This window comes from Paraburkholderia elongata, assembly GCF_013177735.1.
Lineage (GTDB): Bacteria > Pseudomonadota > Gammaproteobacteria > Burkholderiales > Burkholderiaceae > Paraburkholderia > Paraburkholderia elongata.
Genome location: NZ_WOEZ01000250.1, coordinates 1 through 20,059 on the forward strand (window position 1 = coordinate 1; position 20,059 = coordinate 20,059).

Consider the following 20,059-nt stretch of genomic DNA (forward strand, 5'->3'; position numbering starts at 1 on the left):
GCCGCCCCGGCGGCGCGCAAACCTGTTTCTGCGCGAAAGCACGCACCGCGCTTTCCAGATCGTGCTCGTCGAGCTGGAGCAGAAATTTCCGGATGCCCACCCAGCTCGGCGCCTTGCGCCAGTCCGTACCGAACAGCTCGTTCAGCTGTGCACGCCGCTCGCCAATGAACACCTCGATCGTCCTCAGCGAATTCGCGCCTGCCATCAGCGACATCACGATCGCACACAGCAGCGGTTCCAGAGCGTAACGCTTGCCCTGCGCCCGACGTGCGTCACGCAGCTCCGAAAATACGCCTCCGAATATCATCCCTGTTCCCGCCGTCTTGTTTGGACGGTCACAAAGTTAACACGATCAAACGGAAGTTAACAACCCTGCGCACGCCCCTGAAACTGCCCGCTCGCCCTGGCATTCCCCAGATCATGCCCCTGTTTTAACGAATCGAGCTGCTGGGTCTGATTCGACCTCGGCTGAACCGGCTGCCAGCCGTTGGCGCTGTGCTGCTCCCAGCCGCCGCCCTGATCATGCTTGTAGACGTTGCCATTACTACCGGCATACACATTGCCGTTGTTCCACGCGACCGAATTCCCGGTGTTCTTGTTGCCCACCACGCCGCGCGAGCCCGCCTGATGATCGCCTGAATTCGTGTTGCCGGTGACGCCCGCTTCGGCCACGCCGTAGCGGCCGGTCTGCGCGTTGTAGCCGGCGCGCTGCCCGCCGGCCGCGTAATCGCCGGTGCCCTGGTTGCCCACTACGCCGCCACGTCCCGCACCGCTGCGTCCCGTCGACGGATTGCTGAACGAGCCTTGCCGTCCCGCCGCGTAGTTGCCGTTGTAGGCGTTCTCGACGGCGCCACGACTCCCTTGGTAATGAGCGCCAGTGTACGGATTGAAACCGGAAACGGATGACCCCGCCCAGCTGTTGCCGGTCCAGCCGTTCCAGCCGCTCGCGTGCGTCACGGTGGCCTGCCCGCCCCAGCGGCCGTAAATATTCGCCTGGTTGACATTCGCGTATTGCCAGCTGCCGCCCCAATACGGTCCCCAGTATGGCGACGGTGCGCCCCACGTGGCGCCGATCGCAAAGCCGAAGGCAAAGCCCATCGTCGTGCCGAGCGCGAAGCCCGCGCCGTAGCCATAGGTGGCCGGATAGCCGTAGTAGACCTCGCCGACGTACGGCGCGTACACATAGCCGGTGCCGTACACGACGGTGCCGTCCGCATTAACGACCACACCCATATAGCCCGGCGTATAGCCAACCACCGCCGTATCCGGCGTCGCCGAATAAACATGGACGTAGGTCACGTAATGCACGGGTGAAGCCGCCGGAATCGTATAGATTGCGGCCGGCACGGTATCGGCGACATGCCACGGACCACTCGCCGCGCTCGCGGTGAACCAAATCCCGTTCGCGACCGCGAAGAATTGCGTAGGCGCCGTCTGGATCACCGGCGTCGCCGTGTTCACCGCATACGAAAGCGACGTGCCGGCAATGCCCATGAACTTCGGTGCGCCGTCATAGACGACCTGCAACGTGGTGGTCTTGCGTGACACGGTCGCCGTCTGCGGGATGGCGGCGGCGATCGCCGCCTCCTTCGCCTGCGGCGTGCCGGGCACGGAGACGAGCGCGTTCGCATGCGGGTCGTCCGCAGCGATCTTCGCGAAATCGGCGGGCAGGCTCTTGCCGTCGACGAAGGTCCAGGGTCCATTCAGACCCGCTGCAGTGAACCAGCGGCCCGACAGCAGCAGGTAGTAATGGTTGTCGCGCGGGTCGACGAACAGCGCGTGGTCGGCGTTGGCGACGGCCAGCAGATTCGTCCCCTTCACCGGCTGCAGCGAAGGCTTGCCGTTCGTCACCACCAGCTCGGCCGGCTGCGCTGCGACTACAACGTCCGGCGCCTGCGCCGGCTTCTTGCCGTCGCCGGGCAACATCGGGTCGGACTTCAGATTCGTTTGCGCTTTGTTCGCCGCGGCGACCAGATCATGCGGCGGCGCTGCGTTCAGATGCCACGGGCCGTCGAGCGATGTCGCCTCGTACCAATAGCCCGCGGCGTTCAGATGCAGCGTGCCGCTCGCGTCCTTGAGCAGCATCGCGCGCGTGTCGAGCAGGCGTTGATAGTGCGTGTCGCCGAGCGCACGCCAGTTCGCGTCGCCGTCGACCAGCACGAGCAGCGTGGGGCGTTCCGCAAAGAGGATGTGAGGTACGTTGTTCTGCACCGCGAGGCCGGGTTCGCTGCCTTCGTGGCTGCTGGCATAACTGGCCTGCAATTGCTCGAGCGAGGTGGTCAGGCCGTCTTTCGGAATGCGCGCCTGCAAGGCCGTCTTCACGGCAGCGGCGTCGCCAGGCGTGGCCGGCATATCGACCTGATCAATGACGATGTCGAGCAGTTGCACCGTCGAGGTGGTCTTGTCGATGTCAGCACGCGCCGTGAAATGCGCGACGCCATAGTTCGGCGTGGCGCTCTTCGCGCCGACCGCGAAAGCCGCGCTGCCCTCGATGCGGTTGCCTTGCCACACTTCGACCTGCGGCTGATACAACTCGATGCGCTGCTGGGCGCTATCGAAGTCGCGCGGCCAGACGGTCGGAAGGGGCTGCAATGCGGGCTGCACCGCGGCGGCGGCGAGCGCCTGAGCAGGCGTGGCAAGCGTCATCGCCAGCGACGTGCAGACGCCGGCCAGCAGCAACAAGGATCGCTTCATCGTGGTTTTCATTGCGCTTGATTCCTTTAACATGGACATCCGTATGCGGAAACACGTAGACGGCAGCCGGCGCTCGCGCCGTGCATCCAACCTGTTGCCGCGCCCCCTTCTGCGAACTCAACTGAACTGATTGATTCTCGTCAGCGCCAGGCGCTGCCCACCTGCACGTAAAAAGCGTTCTGCCCCGGCCCATGCGCGACGTCGAGTCCCATCGTCACGCCGAGCTTGCGAGCAATCAGATAGCGAAAACCTGTGCCGAAGCCGAATGCGGTCGGTGCGTCCGAAAACGAATGCAGATGCCCATAGGCTTTGCCGACGCCGCCGAAACCGAGCACCGACCAGCGCGGCGTGACGTTCCAGCGGATTTCGGCTTCGGCGGTAAGCTGGTTGTTGTCCTGGAACTTCGCATCGGACACGCCGCGCAGCGAGACATACGGCTGCGCGAAAAACGGAATGTTTCCTTGCGAGAAACCGGTGTCGGCACGCAGGCCGAGCACCCAGCTCTTCGACAGCGGAATCCACTGGTAGCCGCGCGCCGTCTGCTCCTGAAAGTTGGTCGAACTGCCGAGGCCGCCGCGCGCGAGGTCGGCTTCGAGCTCTGCATAGGTGCCGCTCGACGGATAGAACATGTTGTCGCGCGTGTCATAGTCGACCACCACGCCGCCCTTGGCCACGCGCTGATCTTTCTCGAACTGGTGAATGCCGGCCGGAACGGTCGCACTGAAGCGCGTGCTCGCGTCGAAAAAGGTATAGCGCGGGCCGACGTACCAGTGGCTATTGCCAAGCCTGAACAACACCTGCTGCACGAGCGCGATGCCGTCGAGCTGATACGCGCGCGGCTGGTTCTGGATGCCGTAGTAGTTCGGATGCAGCCCCACCTTGCCGATCACGCCGAGATAGCGGATGTGGTCGTCGTCCCATGTGTGGAAGTGCATCAGCCCCGCGCCCCAACTATGCGTGCCGGTCGCAAAGCCGCCGAGGCCGGTGATGTTCGGCGGCGCCTTCGAATCGTCGGGCGCCTCGGCGCTTTTCTTCGGCAGCGAGAAATAGAGCAAGCCGAGGCCCAGGCCGTAGCCGACCGCAGGCTCGGTGATCAGCGTCGGCACGGGCAAGACGCCACGATGCGTCAGCAGCAGATTGCTCAGGTCGAACGCGCCGTCTTCGGGATCGGTGAATTTCGACTCGGCATGGCCGCGGCTCGCCGCCAACAGCAGCGCCACGGCCAGCGCCGATGCACGCAACGCGCCAAGGCGCGGCATGCTGGTGCCGACTGACTTGACGGAAGACGACGGCGCGCGCAAGGAATAGCGGATCACCGGATGCACGCCCCGTTACTGGAAGGTGGCACTCACCGAGAGCTCCACCGCATTGCCCTTCGGCCGGTTGCTGACGTTGAACTCGTTGACCCACCGCAGCGATGCCGACACCGGCGTTTTCTCGACCTTGCCCGACCACGTGACCATCGGCCCGATACCCACCGAATGCCCCTGATTGCCGCCGGTGGCATCGGCCAGTCCGCCGCTGTCATGACCGATCTGCTGGATATAGCCGCCCACCACGCCTACGCCCCAGCCGCCGCCGAAGCGCTTGAGCGCGAGCAGGTCGAGCACGCTGACCGGTGCGTTGTGATAGTGGGTGTCCTTGTTCGGCGTATAGAACTCGACGCCGTAGTTCAACGACAACTCGATCTCTTCTTTCGGGAACAGCTTTGTGTACGAGACCGTCGGCGTGAAGGTCCACGTGTTCTGCCCCGCATTGGCGAGGCGGCTCGACGTGTACGCGCCGGTCGGTGCATAAATCTGCAGGCTCAACGCGACATGGTCGGTCCTGGTCAGGTGATAGCCGGCCACCACCGGCGTGAAGAAGAGGTCGGCGAACTGAGTGCCATGGTCGTTCGGCAAGCGGCTATGAAACGACGACACGTCGGTGTACTGGATCGGTACGCCGAACGAGGACGCGAAGTTCCAGCCGCCCGCGGTAATGCCCCAGGTCTTGACCGCGTTCACGAGCGTGTACACGATCGAATAGTCGAGCCCGGCCGTGACGGTACCGGCGATCGGGATCGTCTTGCTCGCACCGAGCGAGCCTTCGTAGTAAATCGTGTTGGCCGACACGATCCAGTCGCTGGTGGGCGGCACCACGCCTGCATACGGCGTGACCTGCATGCCGGTGATCGGCCTGCCGATGCCGGTCTCAGTGGCCCACCCTTGCTGGGAAAGACCCACGCCGGCAGTGGTAAGAAGCGCACCCGTGCACAACCTGGCGAGTGACCGGCTGGTGGAAAAGCGGTTTGGGCGACTCATAGTCATCCTCATGAAATTGATGTTCCGCATTCTCACTCTGCGGAATACGGTGTTGACGAACTGCGGCAGCAGACCGCGCGCGTGCACATCGGCGTGTTTTCTCACGGTTCGCGCTTGACAGGCGGCGGCGTCCAGCTACCGTCGAGCGCCGGCTGTTGCGGCCAATAGGCGCGTACGTACAGCGAGAATGCTTCATTGGCCGGCGCCGGCAGCCAGTTGGAGACCTTGTCGTCGCCGGGGCTCGTGTTCTGCACGTAGAGCGTCAGCGAGCCGTCGGCGTTGAACTTCAGGTCCTTGTTCTTGGTGCCGAGCGAGTAGCGGTTCTGCGCGTTCGGCGAGAAGAAGTGATGTGCGTTGTAAAGCGTGAGCGACCAGAACCCTTTGACCGGCGGCAACTGATCCTTGGCGAACGTCACCGTGTAGCGTGCATTGCCATCGAGACGCTGGCCGGATGCATCGGCATCAGCGTAGAAGTACTTGGTCTCGTTAGGCTTGTTGACGAAAATGTTCGACTTCGCCACTGCCGTTCGTGTGAAGTAGTCCGTGCCGAAGGCGGCGCCGTTGCTGATGGTGTTCCAGTTGGCCGGCAGACGCTTGCCAAAGGTGTTGAAGTTGAACAGCGGCGTGACCAGATCCGTCTCGGCCTTGGTCCCTTCGTCGACAATAGCAGCCTTGATCGCCGGATCTTTCTGCGCCGCCGCGAACAGCGCGCGCGCCTGCGCGTAGAGCGCTTCTTCGCCGCGTTGCGGCGGCGTCTCGTCGAGCACCGTAGGCAGCATGTCCCAGAAACGGTTTGGATCGACCCACTTGATCTCTTCGGCGCTGCCGCCCGCGGCACCACCGGTCGGACCGAAGCTCGGCAGCTTCGACCAGTCGGTCTCCTTGACCTTGCCGTCGTACTCGGCGAGCGGATACAGGCCAACCTTCGCAATCACCGACTGCACGGCCACGCGATCTTCAGGCGTGTCGTCCATGAAAACGCGCGGAATGAAACTGCCGACTCCGGTCGACGAGCGGAACACCTGACGGATGCCCTTCGGCACCTGGCCGTGCCAGTCAGGGCCCGCTAACAGGTAGAAGCCCGGACGCGTACCGTACATCTTGCCGAGACTCGCGAACCCGTCGGTACGCAGATCGACGGCCTGATAGACCCAGAAGCGTTTGCCGAAATCAGGCACCTGCACAACCACCGGCGTCCGATTCAGATCGAGGATCGCGGAGCCGTAGACCACGTCCTGGTTCGGACACGCGACAAATCGCTCCTGCGGCTGAATGTAGTCGCGCAGCATCGACAGGTGATTGGGCGGCGCGACCGGCACGATGCCGCCGTTCAGACCCGGCTGCGGTACCTGCTTCATCGCCAGCAGGCGGCCGTAGACGTTCACCATGGGCCACGCCCAGAAGTAGGTCTGGCGCGCGACCAGCCGAGCGTATTCTTCAGCGATCACGTAGCCGGCCACCGGGCCCGGCACAGACACCGTGGCGGCCGTCGGATGGGCCGGCTGGTCCTGCTGCGTCTTCGCCAGAATGGGTGCGGCAACCGATGCCAGTACGGCAGCTGTAACCCATGTCGCGGTTTTCTTATTCATATTGTTCTCTGGTTCATCCATGCGCGGTTTAGCGCTTTTGCGGCTCAGGGAATTTCCAGTTGCCGTCGAGCACCGCCTCATCCGGGCCATAGATCCGCATGACGAGGGTGTACGCACCGGTGGGCGCCGGCAGCCAGTTCGTCGTCTCGTCCGCACCCGGCGACGTGTTCTGCACGTGGATATCCAGCGAGCCGTCGGCGCCGTACTTCAACCCCTTGGTGCGATCGCCGATCGAGTAACGGTTGATCGGATTCGCGACCAGATGACGCGCGGGCAGGTCGTACAGCGTCATCGACCAGAAGAACTTCGCGGGCGGCAGGTCCTTCTTGTCGAAGTGCAACACGTACGGCTGGGAGCCGACCAGTTGCGCGTGCTCGCCGTTCACTCGCGTGCCGACGTACACCGCTTCTTCTTTGGTGTTGCCGTAAATTCCCATCGCCGCCGCGACGGCGCGTGTGGTGTAGTCGTCCTTCAGATCCGCACGGCTGCCGAACAGGCCGAACGACCCGGTGGTGTGTTTTTCCGCATCGGCCAATGCGGCTTTACCGTCCGCGACACCTGCTTCGAGCGCCGCGCGGGTTTCCGGCGGCAATGCGGCCGGATCGAACGGCGCGCCCGGCGCAATGCCGATCTTCGCGAAGCGTTCCATCAACTCCTTCTCGGACGGCGCCGGCGGCTGCGTGAACTGCAGCATGAAGTTCAGATAGGCGATGAAGTCGACCGAGGTCGCCTTCGCTTCATCCCACTTCGGAAAATCAACCTGCGCCACGGGCGGCGGTGCAGCCGTGTGCTCGAAGGCGGACAGCGGCGTGAGCTTGTACTGCTTCTGGATCGCCTCGACGTTTTTGACGTCGCTCGCGCCGTTGAGCGCCGTGCGGCCGAGAGTCAGGATCATGTCCGTCTCGGAGCGGAACACCTTGTCGATGCCCTTGGGCGTGTCGCCGTGCCAGTTCGGTCCGGCGAACAGATAGTGGCCCGCGCCGTTGCCCGTGGCGCGCGAACCGACGTACGCGAAGTTGTAGGTGTACAGGTCGATCCACTGGAAGACGTAGTAGCGCTCTTCCGGCACCGCGGGCACCGTCAGCACCCACGGTTCGCGACGCAGATCGAGCCACGCCCACGAGTACGGCGTGTCGTTGTTCGGCGTGACGATGTCTTTGTTCTCAGGACCGTAGGGATGCGAGTAGTTGCGGAACTTGCCGAATCCGCCCACATACGACTTCGAGCTGGAATCGATCGCCTGCTCATAAAGCGTCTTGTAGTTGAACAGCATCGGATACGCGTAGAGGAACGCGTCTTTGGCGATCGCGCGCGCTTCTTCAGGCGAGGCAGTGACGGCCTCTGTCGCGGCGGTGGGGGCGCTCGCTTGAGCGACGGCTTGCGTGTGCGGCACCATCGTCAGTGATAAGGCCGCGATGACTGCGTAGGTAGGCAGGCGTTTGAATAAGGTCATGGATAAGCCCTCGGTTTCCGTGCTCAGTTTTTGTGCTTATTTGCCGAACGTCATGTTCAGCCCGGCGAAGATGGTGAACTTCGGCACGCCGGCGCCGGAATGCGCTACCGAGTATTGCGGTTCGATAAACGCGTTGTAGATAGTCGAGCCGCCTTTCCAGGCTTTGCCCGCACCCAGACCGACCGGGATGTAATAGCTGCCGTGCTGCAGGTCGAAAGTCCAGGTGCCGGTCGAGCGGATGTACCAGCCGCCCGGCAGGTTGAAGATGCCGAACGGCTGCGCGGTGAGCGATTGCGTGGTGGGCCGGCTGCTTTGGCCGGCGAACGAGTGTTGCCACTGCAGCAGGGCGCCCAACAGTCGCGCCTTGGTCGCGCTGACTGCGATCGCAGCGAGACCGGCCTGCCATTTGCCGGTGCCGAGGCTCGGGTCGGTGCCGGTCGGCATCGTCACGAGCGGGCCGACACCAATCTGCACGTCGCCTTGCGAGAGCAGGAAGATGTCGAACAGACTCATGTCGCCAAGGCCGGTGTTGTAACCGCCGCTCGGGTCGGGCCGCGTGCTGACCGGCACCGTGGCGCGGAAGATTTCCGGCACACCGATCAGGCTGTTCGGGCCGATCGGTACGGTGGGACGCAGGAGCAGATCGTTGGTGTGCGCACTCGCGCCGAACACGCTCGGCGTGTAGTAATTCTGGATGTTGAATGAGGCGGCCAGATTGAGCGGGTTATTACTTTTATTGGCTTCGTCGGCCGAGGCCTGAGCGAACGCCGGCGACAACACCACCGAAGCCGCGTATAGCACCGCCGACCAAACCACGCATTTCCGAGTAGACACGGGCGTTACCGCCCGCATCCCTCACAGACCCCAGCGAGCCCAATTAAGGCACTAGGTTCTTCATCGTCCAGGTTCGCTCACGGACTTGCTTTGTGGCGATATGGGTGAATGATTCGGGCCTTCGGCAGTGGAAACCTGTTCAGGATTTCCCTGAACGCTTTCCAGGTGATGTAGCTTGCATTCGACCTTCGTGATAACCACTTGCGCCAGAGAAGCTCCACCTTGAACTTCAGGGTCGAGATTCGCTGGAAGTTACCACTGATGCCAAAGTAGGCGAAATGCCCATTTAGCATTCGGCAGATCCGCTGGTGCTGCTCGCGTATCCGCCAATGCCGCATTGCTCGTATCTGCTCATTGAATGCCTTGTGTGCGCGTGCCACACGGTCTTTCGCTGTCAGTTGCCTCACCACAGGTTTGCCAAACCGCGACTTCACCCATGTATGAACGAAACCAAGGAAGTTGAACGTCGTCGCTAATGCCTTTTCCCGATCATCACCCACTGACTTTGGCTTGAACCGGAAATCGACCATTCTCGTCTTGTTCGGATGAAGTTCCAGTCCGTACTTCCCCATTCGCCTGCCGAGCACCTCCAGAACACGCTCTGCGTCGTCCCTGTATGCAAACAGCATCACAAAGTCATCGGCAAAACGCACCAGATTGCCCGGACCGCGCAGCCTTGGCCGCACCACCTCCACAAACCATTCGTCCAGCAGGTAGGTAGAGACGAGCCTTGAAGCGGTAGCCTTTGCGGAGCCTCGCTGTTGCTGGCGCTTTCGCGCCAGTGCCCTCACCGAGCCGGCCTGGCCTCTTGTACTCGTCCCCCCGCACAGAACCCACCGTGCAGATTTCCCGCAGTGGGCTCCCACAGATTGCATTCGCCTTGTCATGCTTGTCAGATCATCGGGTGCGGCAAGCGCCCGGAGGGCAGCTCGAACCATTCCCGGCTGGACAGGTAGCTCCAGGTCAGCTTATGCCGCTGGCTTCGCCTACGCAGAATGCCAGCCCACTGCCGCTGGACCTGATACCTGACCCAACTGAGTTTGCGCGTGCAATGGTGGAGCCCAAAGTACTGGTAGAACCCGCGCAGCATCGCCGTAAGGTGATGCTGTTGTTCGCGTTTCAACCAGTGCCTGTGCCCACTGAGCCACTCCCGCGTGCGAAGCAGGAACTTCCGGCAACTCTTTACGCTGGGGATACGGACCAAGGCGAATTTCCCGCTGCGATCCACTCCACAGACATGTTTGAAGCCCAGAAACTCGAAAGTCTCAGGCCTCCGGCCCCTCTTCGCACGCATTGCTGCGGCGAAGCGGCCGAAGAGCAGGAGCCGCGTCTTTTCTTCCGCCAGCTCAAGGTTAAATCGTGCGAAGCGCTCTCTCAGCCGCTTCTGGAAGACCTCTGCGTCCTGCCGGTGCTGGAAACTCACCACGAAGTCATCAACGAAGCGCACCAGGTACGCTTCGCCATGGCAGTTCGATTTGAATTTCTTCTCGAACCAAAGGTCCAGCGTGAAGTGCAGGTAGATATTGGCCAACACACAGGAGATCGGACCGCCCTGGGGAGTACCCTCCTCAGTGCGAATGATTACTCCGTTATGCATCGCGCCAGCGCTGAGCCACTTACCAATCAAGCTCAGAATGACTGGGTCCGCGATGCGCTGGGCCACCATCTGCCGCATCCACTGATGATTGACATGAGTGAAGTATCCCCGGATATCCACCTCGTAAACGTGGCTAACCTTCCCGGTCACGATCTGCACGCGCAGGGCCTGCAGCGCGTGGTGGGGGTTTCGCCCCGGCCGATATCCGTAACTGAAATCGCAGAAGTCCGCTTCGAAGATAGCTTCGAGAATGCGCGCCACCGCCCTCTGTAACAGGCGGTCCTCGACCGTTGGAATTCCTAACGGACGAGTCCCGGTCTTCCCCGGTCCCTTGGGTATCTCTACCCGCCGCACCGGAGGAGCCCGGTAGACGCCGGCTCTAAGCCGTGCGCAAATTTCTCCTACCCGTTGTTCCAGCTCGCTTTCAAACTGCCCAGTGCTTTCCCCGTCGATTCCACTAGCGCCACGCCGGTTCATCTTGCCCCAAGTTTCCTTGAGGAACTCCGGCGTAAGCAGGTGGGCGAGCGAGGTAAATCGCACCTTCCGATCCAACTGCGCCTTCTTGGCTATCTGAGCCAGTTGTGTTGACATCTTTGTCCGTCTCCGTGTGTACGGTTGATGTTTCCCCGACCCAGTCTCAATCTGCCCCGCCCCTTCCCCATGTACGCGGCTTTCCCGCGCTCCGAGTACGTATGGGCGAGTCCGACTTCCATCGCAGCATTTGCTTCCCTCAGGAATGATCCATTTCGGTAGGCATACTCGATCCACTTGCGGCCAGACCAAGACCACGATGGATCTCTCAGGTTCCTCGACGCTTCCTGTTTCCGAACATGCCGTGCCCTCTGACCCCGCCGCAGTCTCCAGCCCCCATCGCCCATTGCGGTGGCCTACTGTAGCCTTCCGGGCACTACGATCCCGTCGGCCTGCGGATTTGTACCTTAACGAGGCTCCACAGCTTCACTTGCGTTACGGCCTGCTCGTCGCTCTGTCTACGCTTAACTCCTGTCGTTGCCTTCAGAAGCCCAAGACTCGATTCCCGGTGGGGCGGCTCATTCCCCTTTCCGGGGCGGGAATTTCACCCGCTGGAAGCGCCAGGCTTGTCCTGACGCACCGTAATGCAGATAGACGTTACTGAGCATTGGTGAAATCACACCACCCTGGGGCGTACCGGCTTCGGGATACGACAGTTGCCCCTGATCCAGCACTCCCGCCTTTAGCCATTTATCAACCAGTTTCCTTACCACCCCATCCGTGATTCTTCTGGCTAGAAGCTCTCTCAGTTTGGCCCGATCGATGCTGTCGAAGTACTTTCGTACGTCCACGTCGAGCACCCATCGCCCACCCCGCATCACAATTGCCTCCCTTATCGCTGCCAGTGCTCCATGCGCGCTACGACCCGATCTGAACCCAAACGAACAGTCCATAAAGTCCTGCTCGTAGATCGGCTCCATCAGCATCACAACGGCACGTTGAGCTACCTTATCTTCAAAGGAAGGAATGCCGAGTCCACGCAAGCTTCCATCAGCTTTTTCTATGAAATGCCGACGAACCGGTGGCGCCCGGTAACTGCCCGACTTGAGCCGGTCGATCAGGCTGAGAAGATTCTGCTCCAGGTTGGCAGCGTATTCCTCCCCCGTCTGGCCGTCCACGCCAACCGCACCATCCTTGCGCGTGCAGTCGTAGGCGTATTTGACCCACTCGTAGTCGAGGTACTGATTTAGCGACGTGAGTGCCATGGCCGGATTGTTCCTTGCCAGCATGGCTATCCGTTCCTGTTTCGTTGACACGCTTTCCGGTTTCAATGTACCTCCCGTGTTTCCCGTGAACGGTTCTGTAAACAACAACGATGGTGCCTCCCTTTCCTCGACTGGGTCCGCCCGAACAGCGTTCCCCGGCGTCAGCGGTACTACGAAGGCACTAAGACTTCCTGTAGCGAATACGGAGTCACTTATTTATTCGCTCCTCCGCCCCAATCCTCGCTTGCATGTTCGCTCTCTTGCCGTGCAAGCCCCTGCAAGAGCCCGGCCCGTTTATAGCCTCGCGCCATCGGCTTCCCGGATTGGTCGACTACAGGATCTCCCAGGTTTCTGGGGATTCCATCCCCGTACCTTTGCCCTGCTCTCAGACCCCGGCTGGTCTGTCTGGTCTCACCATGGCGACCAGACAGTGCAGTCCCCATTGTTGTAAGAATGAAGACACCCTGCGCTTAGGATATCGAGGCTCAATCACACGGCTTCAGTACCTGCTGCTTACGCTTCAAGTAGTGCGTTACCGCACTCGCATGCAAAGCTCGCTTCGCGACTGCTGGTTAGGCTTTGCCGGGAGGGAGTCGAACCCTCTGGAATCCAGCGAATGGTTTCCGCCCATACTTCGGTACTTCCCCCATTCCCAGTCTTATCCTGGCGCGATACAACCCATTCTCGCACCTCGTCAATGGGCCTTTCTTATAGGCGAACACGTTCCTTTGCCCGATGCAAATAAAGCAAAAGCAATAGCATTCGTATTTTCGAATTAAGTCGAACTAACTCGAACTAATCGCGGGCATAAGTTCACCCATCCGGCGGCTACGCGCAGCCGGAGAAATATGCAAAACGGATAAGATGCGCGATTAAATCGCGCTAAGTCTCTCGAGCAAGCTGGAAAGACGATACGGCCGGATACAGGGCCTGCATGGACGCTCCTTTCAGACTCAAGAGACGCCGCACCAAACGACGCATGCGGAGGCAAAAAATGCACAATCTGGGTTTGTTGTGGCGGAATGGTAGCAAACGTTTCAGTATATTACAGAGATAAATTTGTAACACGAGAAAAAGTTACGTATTTTCGGACGGAGTTAGATTTTGGCCGCCATTCTTATTCCACACTTTTGCCATAGTTTTGAGCATTTGTTTGCTCGTTGCATAAAAAGTCGCATAGCGGCATACGCCATTGAGAATTATCGGCATTGACGCCGCTGCTCAAAAAATCAAAAGAATAGGCTGCAACAATCACCGTGTCCCATTAGACTGGCGCTCGTTTTGGATTCGATCCACCGCATTTGATGAGGCTTTCATGATTCGCTCCATGCACCGGTACTGCATTGCTTTGACCGTTGTGGTTCTTTCAGCTTGCACCGTTACGCCGCGCCATGACGCGAGCGAGTCGCCGGCCGGCGCGTCGAGCGCCACAGCCCTCGCGTCATGGAATGACACCGCAAGCAAACGCTCAATTGTCGATTTCGTCACGCTGGTCACCACGCCCGAGTCGAAAGACTTCATCGCACGTGCAGACCGCATCGCCGTGTTCGACAACGACGGCACGTTGTGGCCAGAGCAACCCGCTTCGGTGCAACTGGTATTCGCGCTGCAACGGGTGAAGACGGTGGCCGGGCGGCATCCGGAATGGAAGCGGCAGGAACCGTTCCGCTCGATTCTGAGAGGTAATCTGAAGAGTGTCGCGGCGAGCGGCGACACGGGCTCGATGAGGTTGCTGGCGGCGGCGCATGCCGGCATGACCGGCGATCAATTCGCCGCGCTCGTGCACGAATGGTTCGACTCCGCGAGCGACCCGCGCTTTAACCGCCCGTACACCGACCTCGCATATCAGCCGATGCTCGAGTTGCTCGCCTATCTGCGCGCCAATGGCTTCAAGACCTATCTGGTGACGGGCAGCGATGTCGAGTTCGTCCGCGAGATGGCGCAGCGCGTGTATGGCATTCCGCCCGAGCAGGTGATCGGCAGCACCGTTAAATACAAGTACAGCCAGAAGAACGGCGCGGTGTCGTTGACCCGGCTTGCGCAGGTCGACACGCTAGTCGACGGCGCAGCCAAACCGCTCGCCATCGACCGCGTGATCGGCAGGCGTCCGGTGATCGCCTTCGGCAACGCGGACGGCGACGTGCCGATGCTCGAATGGACGTCCGCCGGCGACGGCCCGCGCTTCGCGGCGCTGCTGCATCACACCGACGGCGAACGGGAATATGCGTACGACCGCGCGGCGAAAAGCGGCAAGCTCGACAAGGGTCTGGACGAAGCCGGCGCGAAAGGCTGGCTCGTCGTCGATATGAAGGATGACTGGAAAACGGTGTTCAAGCCGGATAGCGCGACAACGGCTGCGGCGCCGTCTAATTAAGGATGGTTTGTTGGGAAGGCCGCGCTTAGGCCGCGTTCGCTGCGGTCTTTGCTGCGGTTTTTGCGCGGCCTTCCCGGCCTTTCACTACTCGCTTAGCGGGTCAGCGTGATCACCAGATAAGTGACATACAGCACGCCGCACACCAGCAGCGCCCACACCGGCACACCGCGCTCGCGCACGTTGACCCGCAGCCACGCAGCGGCGGCAAGCGTAATCACGATGCCGGTCACCACTTCGATGCGCGGCGTCCACGGCGTCAGCAGGATCCCGATTGCGGGCAGCAAGGTGCCCTGAAACACCATCGCGCCAGTGATGTTGCCGAACGCCAGCGTGTCCTTGCCCCGGCGAATCCACAGGATGCTGTTGACCTTCTCCGGCAGCTCGGTGGCGATCGGAATGATCAGCAGCGACAGCAGCAGCGGCGAGACGCCAAGCACCTGCGACACGCCCCGCACACCGTGGATGAAGCCTTCCGCGCCCCACACCAGCAACGCAACCGCCAGCGCCAGTTGCACCGCGATGGTCGCGAGGTTGGTAGGCAAGCCCAGACGCGACAGCAGCATCTTGCCCGGCGCTTCGGTGCCGTGGCCCGCGTCGACCAGTTTGTTCGATGCACGGAACGTCATCACCACATAGGTGATGTACACGCCAACCAGCGCCACGCTGAACAGCGCCCGCACGATCATCTGTTCGTGCGGTACGTACATCGCCGCGGCCGCCAGCACAAAGGCGCACAGGAAGTAGTTCAGATCGCGCGTGAAGCCCGTGCGTTCCGGCGCGACCCAGCCGCCGGTGCCGCGCGAGCCGAGAATCGCAAGCGTCATCAGGAAGGTGGAGAGGGTGGAGAGCATGAGCGGCGCGCCGAGAATCGCGCCGACGCCGATCTCCTGATTGACCGCGCTAGCGGCCGTGCCGCCGGCAATCGCGAGCAATGGGACGAGGGTTTCGGGCAAGGCGGTCCCGACCGCCGCGAACAGCGAACCCGTCACGCCCTCTGAGATTTTCAGGCGCTCGCCGAGATGTTCGAGGGCATTGGTGAAGAGCTCGGCCGCCACGAGAATGACGACCAGCATGATGGCGAGTTGGAACAGGAGACCGGTCATGCGCGGCTCCCTGCAAATGCAAAGGGGAAGCGGCACAACGGACGGGCAAGTGGGGAGACTGGCAGGGCACAACGATGTTTCACAGGGCAACTCCGTGGTCGGACGTAGGTGACGAACCAATGACGCACCGCGACCCGTCCGACCAGAACGAAGCAGTGCGCCAATGGTCTCGCCAAACCGACCCGGTCGAACGCGCCATGACCCGCAGGCCAAGTATGTTGACGCGCTCTCCTTCAATGGATGAAGGAAGGCTACTCCCCAATGACCGGGGGATTCTAACGGGATGGGCGGCTTTCAACAAGCTTGTAGTCTGGCGCATGCTCGGGCGCTTACCGGCTTTGCTGCGTCCGTCCGGTGATGCGACATCAGGCGCGCGAACGTGCGATGGCCCCGCTGGTAAGATCGCTCACCGTCTACGACCGCAGTGAGTCTTCAAATGAACTATCAAAATCGCCAGTGGTTTTACGTCAAGCGTCCTGAAGGACGCGTTGGCGATGAGCATTACGAGTTGCGCGAAAGCGAACTCGACGACAATTTGTCGTCCAATGAGGTGCTCATTCGGGCGCGCATTATCAGCGTCGATCCGTACATTCGAATCCAGCAGCACGAACGCAATACCTATGATGTGCCGCATCCGCTCGGCATCGTACAGCGGGCGGGCGTGGTGGGTGAAGTGGTGGCGTCGGCGAGCCCGCTGTTCAAGCAGGGAGACTGGGTGTCGGCCTATAGCGGCTGGCAGCTGTACGCCAAGTGCCATCACAGCGAGCTGACCAAACTGGACCCCAACGCGGCGCCGGTTTCGACTGCGCTCGGCGTGCTCGGCATGCCAGGGCGCACCGCGTGGTTCGGGTTAATGGAAGCGGGCAAGCCGCGTCCGGGCGACACGCTGGTCGTGTCCGGTGCGGCGGGCGCGGTCGGCTCGCTGGTCGCGCAATTCGGCAAACGCGCCGGATGCCGCGTCATCGGGATCGCGGGCGGCCCGGACAAGTGCGCGTTTCTGACTGACACACTGAAGCTCGACGGCGCGGTCGACTATCGGGCGCATCCGACGCTCGAAGGCTTGCAGTCAGCGCTGCAGGCGGCGACCGGCGGCGTCGATGTCTATTTCGACAACGTGGGCGGCATGGTCACCGATGCGGTGATTCCGCTGATCAAGCGCCGCGCGCGGATCGTGATCTGCGGCGCGATCGCTCAATACGACGGGGGGCTGGACACGCCGGACCTCGCGCCGCGATTCCTGCAGCACATGCTGTTTCAGCGCGCGACGATCCAGGGGATTCTGGCGCGCGACTTTATGCATCGGATGGATGAGATGCTGCAGACGGTCGCGCCGTGGGTGAAGAATGGGGAGATCGTTTACCAGGAGACGTACGTCGATGGGTTTGACGCGTTGCCGAATGCGCTGAATAGCCTATTCGAGGGGAAGAACCTTGGGAAGCTGCTGGTCAGGGTATGAAGGTGTGAGTTCGAGTTAAAACCGACCGACCACGATAAGCTCCCGCCATGGCGGGGAGCCGGAGAGATTCGGCCCCTGGTTCAAGCGGGACACGGAGACCTGAACGACAACCCCGACGCTGGCCGTGGTTGTCGTTTGTGGATTGTTCATTTCCGTTTGCTGCGTCTTTGCAGCATGGCCTCGGTCTCTGGCGCGGTCATGTACCTGCCGGCAACCCTGTAGTCATAGTCCGGCGTAATGGTGATCTGTCCGAGCCGGTAGTCGATGGTGAACCGGACCTGGTGTCCGGGCTGGAAGCCGGCGTGTTCGAGCATGGCATCGGTAACCTGCATCCACGGAAAGGCAGTACGCTTGCCGTGTTCGTGCGTGCTGTCTGCTTCAAGCGCAACGGAAATGCGCGTGACGTGTTCGTCGCGTGCGCGACGTGGTTTAAGATTGGCATCAGCCATAGTCAACTCCTTACTTGAGTTGGTGGTGGTCAGCGGGCCGTATGGGGTGCCGCCCATGCAGCCCGCGCTTCTTCTACTGCATCAAATCTCCTTCCTTACTGCTGGCTCTGTGCCAGCACCGTATCAAGCATCTCGGACACGAAGCGTTGCCGCGCCTTCGGTAGCTGGCTGATCGCCTCGATCTGCTGTTGCAGCTTAGAGGACGGGCCGCGTTTGCTGTGTCGGGTGACGTTCTGCCCCAGCAGTTCATCGCATGAAAGCCCAAGCGTTCTGGTCAACTCCGGTAGCAGTGAGGCGGGCAGCCGCAGCCGCCCGCCTTCGTAGTGAGCGAGGGTCTGCTGGGCAATGCCAAGCTGCTCGGCGAGTTGCTGCTGGGTGAGCTCGTGGGCCTTGCGAGCGCTGGCGATACGCGCGCCCAGCGCCTTGAAAAACTGTTCGTCCTTCAGGTTCATGACTAAGCTCAGCTGTGAAAGTCCAGCCATGATGATAACTCCGGGTTACGAGTTCACAGACTATTTTACTCTAATATAGAGTAATCTACAATTGAGTTATGTCAATAATCCCCTGACAAGTTTTTTAGCCGAAGGAAGGATTCATGCTACGCATCCCGCAGGAAGAACTTGAAAAGCATCAAGCACGAGGTGTCGCTGGTGCGGCTTCCCCGCGGCGCGCTCACGCGCGGCCTTGACAGAGTAAGCGCACGTGTGAACGGCTGTGAGAACCCGACACTAAACGGCGGCGTCGATCAGGGATACGGAACGGACCTGTTCCGCCGGGTTTGCCGTCCCCTTCGGGATCTGTCAAACCCGCGGGGCGATGGTGCCGTGCGACTGCGGCAGTCTTTAACAAAGACCGGACACACTACTGGCAGACTTGTGTCTTAAGGTCAAAACCCGCGTCGGGGCGTAAATTTGCTGGCTGGCCGGTACATCGAGGCGCGGTGGCTTGCGAAACCTTGCCGTGTTGGGTTCCAGTTTGGCGTGAGGGTACAGCCGCGTGTTCAAGTCCATTCAAGAATGCGCTGACGAATTGTTGGACCTTGATGTTGCAAGGCAGCCAATTCGGCTGGAAAAAGTAAGCGCAGGTAACGGCTAACCCCTTTTCCTTTCCTGAGCCGCGCCCCCCACACGCGGTCAGGATTCCCGTGTCCGTCGTCAGTTTTCAATCAGTTGCACACGACCAGCATCGCCTCAAGGTAAGTTTGCTGTTGCGGATTCCCCCTGGCGTCCACCCACTGACACAGGTAGGCAAACCCGCCGCCGTCCATCTCGATTCGGTCTGCCACTGTCATAAGGGGCGATCCCGACGCCAGCCGAACAAGATCCCCGGTCCCATATTTCGCTTCCATATCGTTCTCCGTGATGCGGTCGCACAATTGCGAGCCGCGATGGAGATGATCTAGACGTGAGCGCTCAGCGGCGACCGGGGATCGCGCGAAATTCCGTTAGTTCTAGTGCCAGCGCGCGACCTGTAACTTTTAATTAATGAAAAGCAATTGTTGCTACCAGTCCGAACGGGGAATCCCCGCTTTGAATTTATGATTACGTGCACCCGGAACATCACGGAATCAAAAAATAAAACTCCTTATTATCGTTGGGATCATTACGTTGTTTCCCGCCTTTAGCCCAGCTGATATTCAAGTGTGAGTGCGAAGGATCCAAAATTACCTTCGATACGCTAGGCGAAAAAAATTGATCACCGCGCCCTTCGTAATACAGGACATTAGTGTCGATCATTATGTGAAGCTTGGGCTTATTGGCGGGAACGTTCATGTTCTTCTCACGGAGAGTGCGGCGACACCAATATAGCAGCAGCGTTGCGTTCGAACCCACAAACCTTTCCCCTCAACCCGACCGTTTGCCGCATCAAAGTGCATCATCGTTTCGAGCGGCGATCGAGTTCGACTCCCTTTACTAGAGCACCAACGCCTGACGGCCCCGGCGCATCAAAACCGTTGACCTAAGTGAAGCAGGCAGGCGGGGAGGGGACTGCAAAAAAGCATAGTTGGTGACGGCTTGCTTATATCGGCCCCAAGCGCCGACCGTCTACCGTGGCGGATTTGCCGACCGCCGCGACGGGCTGGGGCGGACTTACTTCACGAGTCGGCGCGCGGCCTTCGTAGTGGACGTGGATCGGCCATCTACCACCGTTCGACGAACATTCGTGAATGTCCGTTTACCTGTGAGCTTGAACCGGTGGCCAGTTCCCGTCATTCCTCTACCTGAGCAAATGGACGCTCATATGGCCGATGCGCTTCGGCAGCTGACATTCGCCTCTCAGTGTTGCCCCGAACTGGGCGGCCGGCTGCATACAGCCATCGGAGCTTCCGCTAGAGAGATGGACATACGCAAGGGATCTCACGCTTCATGTTCCGTACAAATTGTGATTACCCGTCCGGTAGCCGCCATGACCTTCGTCTCTTGCACGAAAGGGCGGCTGAAAACAAGGCGGCCGATTACCTTGACCCGCTC

At 60.8% G+C, this 20,059-nt stretch carries 16 protein-coding genes and 1 riboswitch; of the genes, 2 read left to right on the forward strand and 14 right to left on the reverse strand.

What is annotated here, in order from left to right; translation table 11 throughout:
* The 10 genes from GNZ13_RS42850 to GNZ13_RS42895 all read right to left on the reverse strand — a co-directional run.
* Nucleotides 1-307 (reverse strand): transposase family protein (locus tag GNZ13_RS42850; RefSeq protein ID WP_172163767.1); only part of this gene is annotated, 307 nt, incomplete at its 3' end.
* A gap of 56 nt (nt 308-363) precedes the next feature.
* Nucleotides 364-2,706 (reverse strand): carbohydrate-binding family V/XII, encoded by a 2,343-nt coding sequence (locus GNZ13_RS42855; protein ID WP_172176423.1) that lies wholly within the window; start codon nt 2,704-2,706, stop codon nt 364-366.
* Between the two features lie 128 nt (nt 2,707-2,834).
* The gene (locus GNZ13_RS42860; RefSeq protein WP_328807373.1) at nt 2,835-4,010 is read right to left on the reverse strand and encodes a BamA/TamA family outer membrane protein; all 1,176 of its coding nucleotides are present in this window, start codon (nt 4,008-4,010) and stop codon (nt 2,835-2,837) included.
* A gap of 15 nt (nt 4,011-4,025) precedes the next feature.
* Complete coding sequence (locus GNZ13_RS42865; RefSeq protein WP_236002430.1) at nt 4,026-4,997, reverse strand: SphA family protein; 972 nt, start codon at nt 4,995-4,997, stop codon at nt 4,026-4,028.
* A 101-nt stretch (nt 4,998-5,098) separates the two neighbouring features.
* Nucleotides 5,099-6,586 carry a DUF1254 domain-containing protein gene (locus GNZ13_RS42870; protein WP_172176427.1) on the reverse strand — a complete coding sequence of 496 codons (1,488 nt, stop codon included), beginning with the start codon at nt 6,584-6,586 and terminating at the stop codon, nt 5,099-5,101.
* Between the two features lie 28 nt (nt 6,587-6,614).
* Nucleotides 6,615-8,039, reverse strand: a complete 1,425-nt coding sequence (locus GNZ13_RS42875) for a DUF1254 domain-containing protein (RefSeq protein WP_236002431.1) — start codon at nt 8,037-8,039, stop codon at nt 6,615-6,617.
* 36 nt (nt 8,040-8,075) lie between these two features.
* A complete protein-coding gene (locus GNZ13_RS42880; protein ID WP_328807374.1) occupies nt 8,076-8,873 on the reverse strand; it encodes a hypothetical protein in 798 nt (265 codons plus the stop codon).
* Nucleotides 8,874-8,950: 77 nt separating this feature from the next.
* Entirely contained in the window at nt 8,951-9,664 is a 714-nt protein-coding gene (locus GNZ13_RS42885) for a reverse transcriptase domain-containing protein (RefSeq protein ID WP_216675241.1), read from the reverse strand.
* Nucleotides 9,665-9,765: 101 nt separating this feature from the next.
* Nucleotides 9,766-11,061 (reverse strand): group II intron reverse transcriptase/maturase, encoded by a 1,296-nt coding sequence (ltrA, locus tag GNZ13_RS42890; RefSeq protein ID WP_172176433.1) that lies wholly within the window; start codon nt 11,059-11,061, stop codon nt 9,766-9,768.
* Between the two features lie 458 nt (nt 11,062-11,519).
* Nucleotides 11,520-12,230 carry a reverse transcriptase domain-containing protein gene (locus tag GNZ13_RS42895; protein ID WP_216675242.1) on the reverse strand — a complete coding sequence of 237 codons (711 nt, stop codon included), beginning with the start codon at nt 12,228-12,230 and terminating at the stop codon, nt 11,520-11,522.
* A gap of 1,291 nt (nt 12,231-13,521) precedes the next feature.
* Between GNZ13_RS42895 and GNZ13_RS42900 the strand changes: the two genes are divergently transcribed.
* Complete coding sequence (locus tag GNZ13_RS42900; RefSeq protein WP_172176435.1) at nt 13,522-14,580, forward strand: HAD family hydrolase; 1,059 nt, start codon at nt 13,522-13,524, stop codon at nt 14,578-14,580.
* A 92-nt stretch (nt 14,581-14,672) separates the two neighbouring features.
* Here the strand turns inward: GNZ13_RS42900 and GNZ13_RS42905 are convergent, their stop codons facing one another.
* The gene (locus GNZ13_RS42905) at nt 14,673-15,683 is read right to left on the reverse strand and encodes a sodium:calcium antiporter (protein ID WP_172176437.1); all 1,011 of its coding nucleotides are present in this window, start codon (nt 15,681-15,683) and stop codon (nt 14,673-14,675) included.
* A 100-nt stretch (nt 15,684-15,783) separates the two neighbouring features.
* A riboswitch (yybP-ykoY riboswitch) is annotated at nt 15,784-15,955 on the reverse strand.
* 164 nt (nt 15,956-16,119) lie between these two features.
* Here GNZ13_RS42905 and GNZ13_RS42910 point away from each other — a divergent pair.
* On the forward strand, nt 16,120-17,139 hold the full coding sequence (locus GNZ13_RS42910) for an NADP-dependent oxidoreductase (RefSeq protein WP_172176439.1): 1,020 nt from the start codon (nt 16,120-16,122) through the stop codon (nt 17,137-17,139).
* A gap of 146 nt (nt 17,140-17,285) precedes the next feature.
* Here the strand turns inward: GNZ13_RS42910 and GNZ13_RS42915 are convergent, their stop codons facing one another.
* The 3 genes from GNZ13_RS42915 to GNZ13_RS42925 form a co-directional block, all read right to left on the reverse strand.
* Nucleotides 17,286-17,588 (reverse strand): hypothetical protein, encoded by a 303-nt coding sequence (locus GNZ13_RS42915; protein ID WP_172176441.1) that lies wholly within the window; start codon nt 17,586-17,588, stop codon nt 17,286-17,288.
* A 95-nt stretch (nt 17,589-17,683) separates the two neighbouring features.
* Entirely contained in the window at nt 17,684-18,040 is a 357-nt protein-coding gene (locus tag GNZ13_RS42920; RefSeq protein ID WP_236002432.1) for a helix-turn-helix domain-containing protein, read from the reverse strand.
* A gap of 713 nt (nt 18,041-18,753) precedes the next feature.
* Nucleotides 18,754-18,936 (reverse strand): DUF2158 domain-containing protein, encoded by a 183-nt coding sequence (locus tag GNZ13_RS42925; RefSeq protein WP_268959232.1) that lies wholly within the window; start codon nt 18,934-18,936, stop codon nt 18,754-18,756.
* Between the last annotated feature and the right edge of the window lie 1,123 nt (nt 18,937-20,059).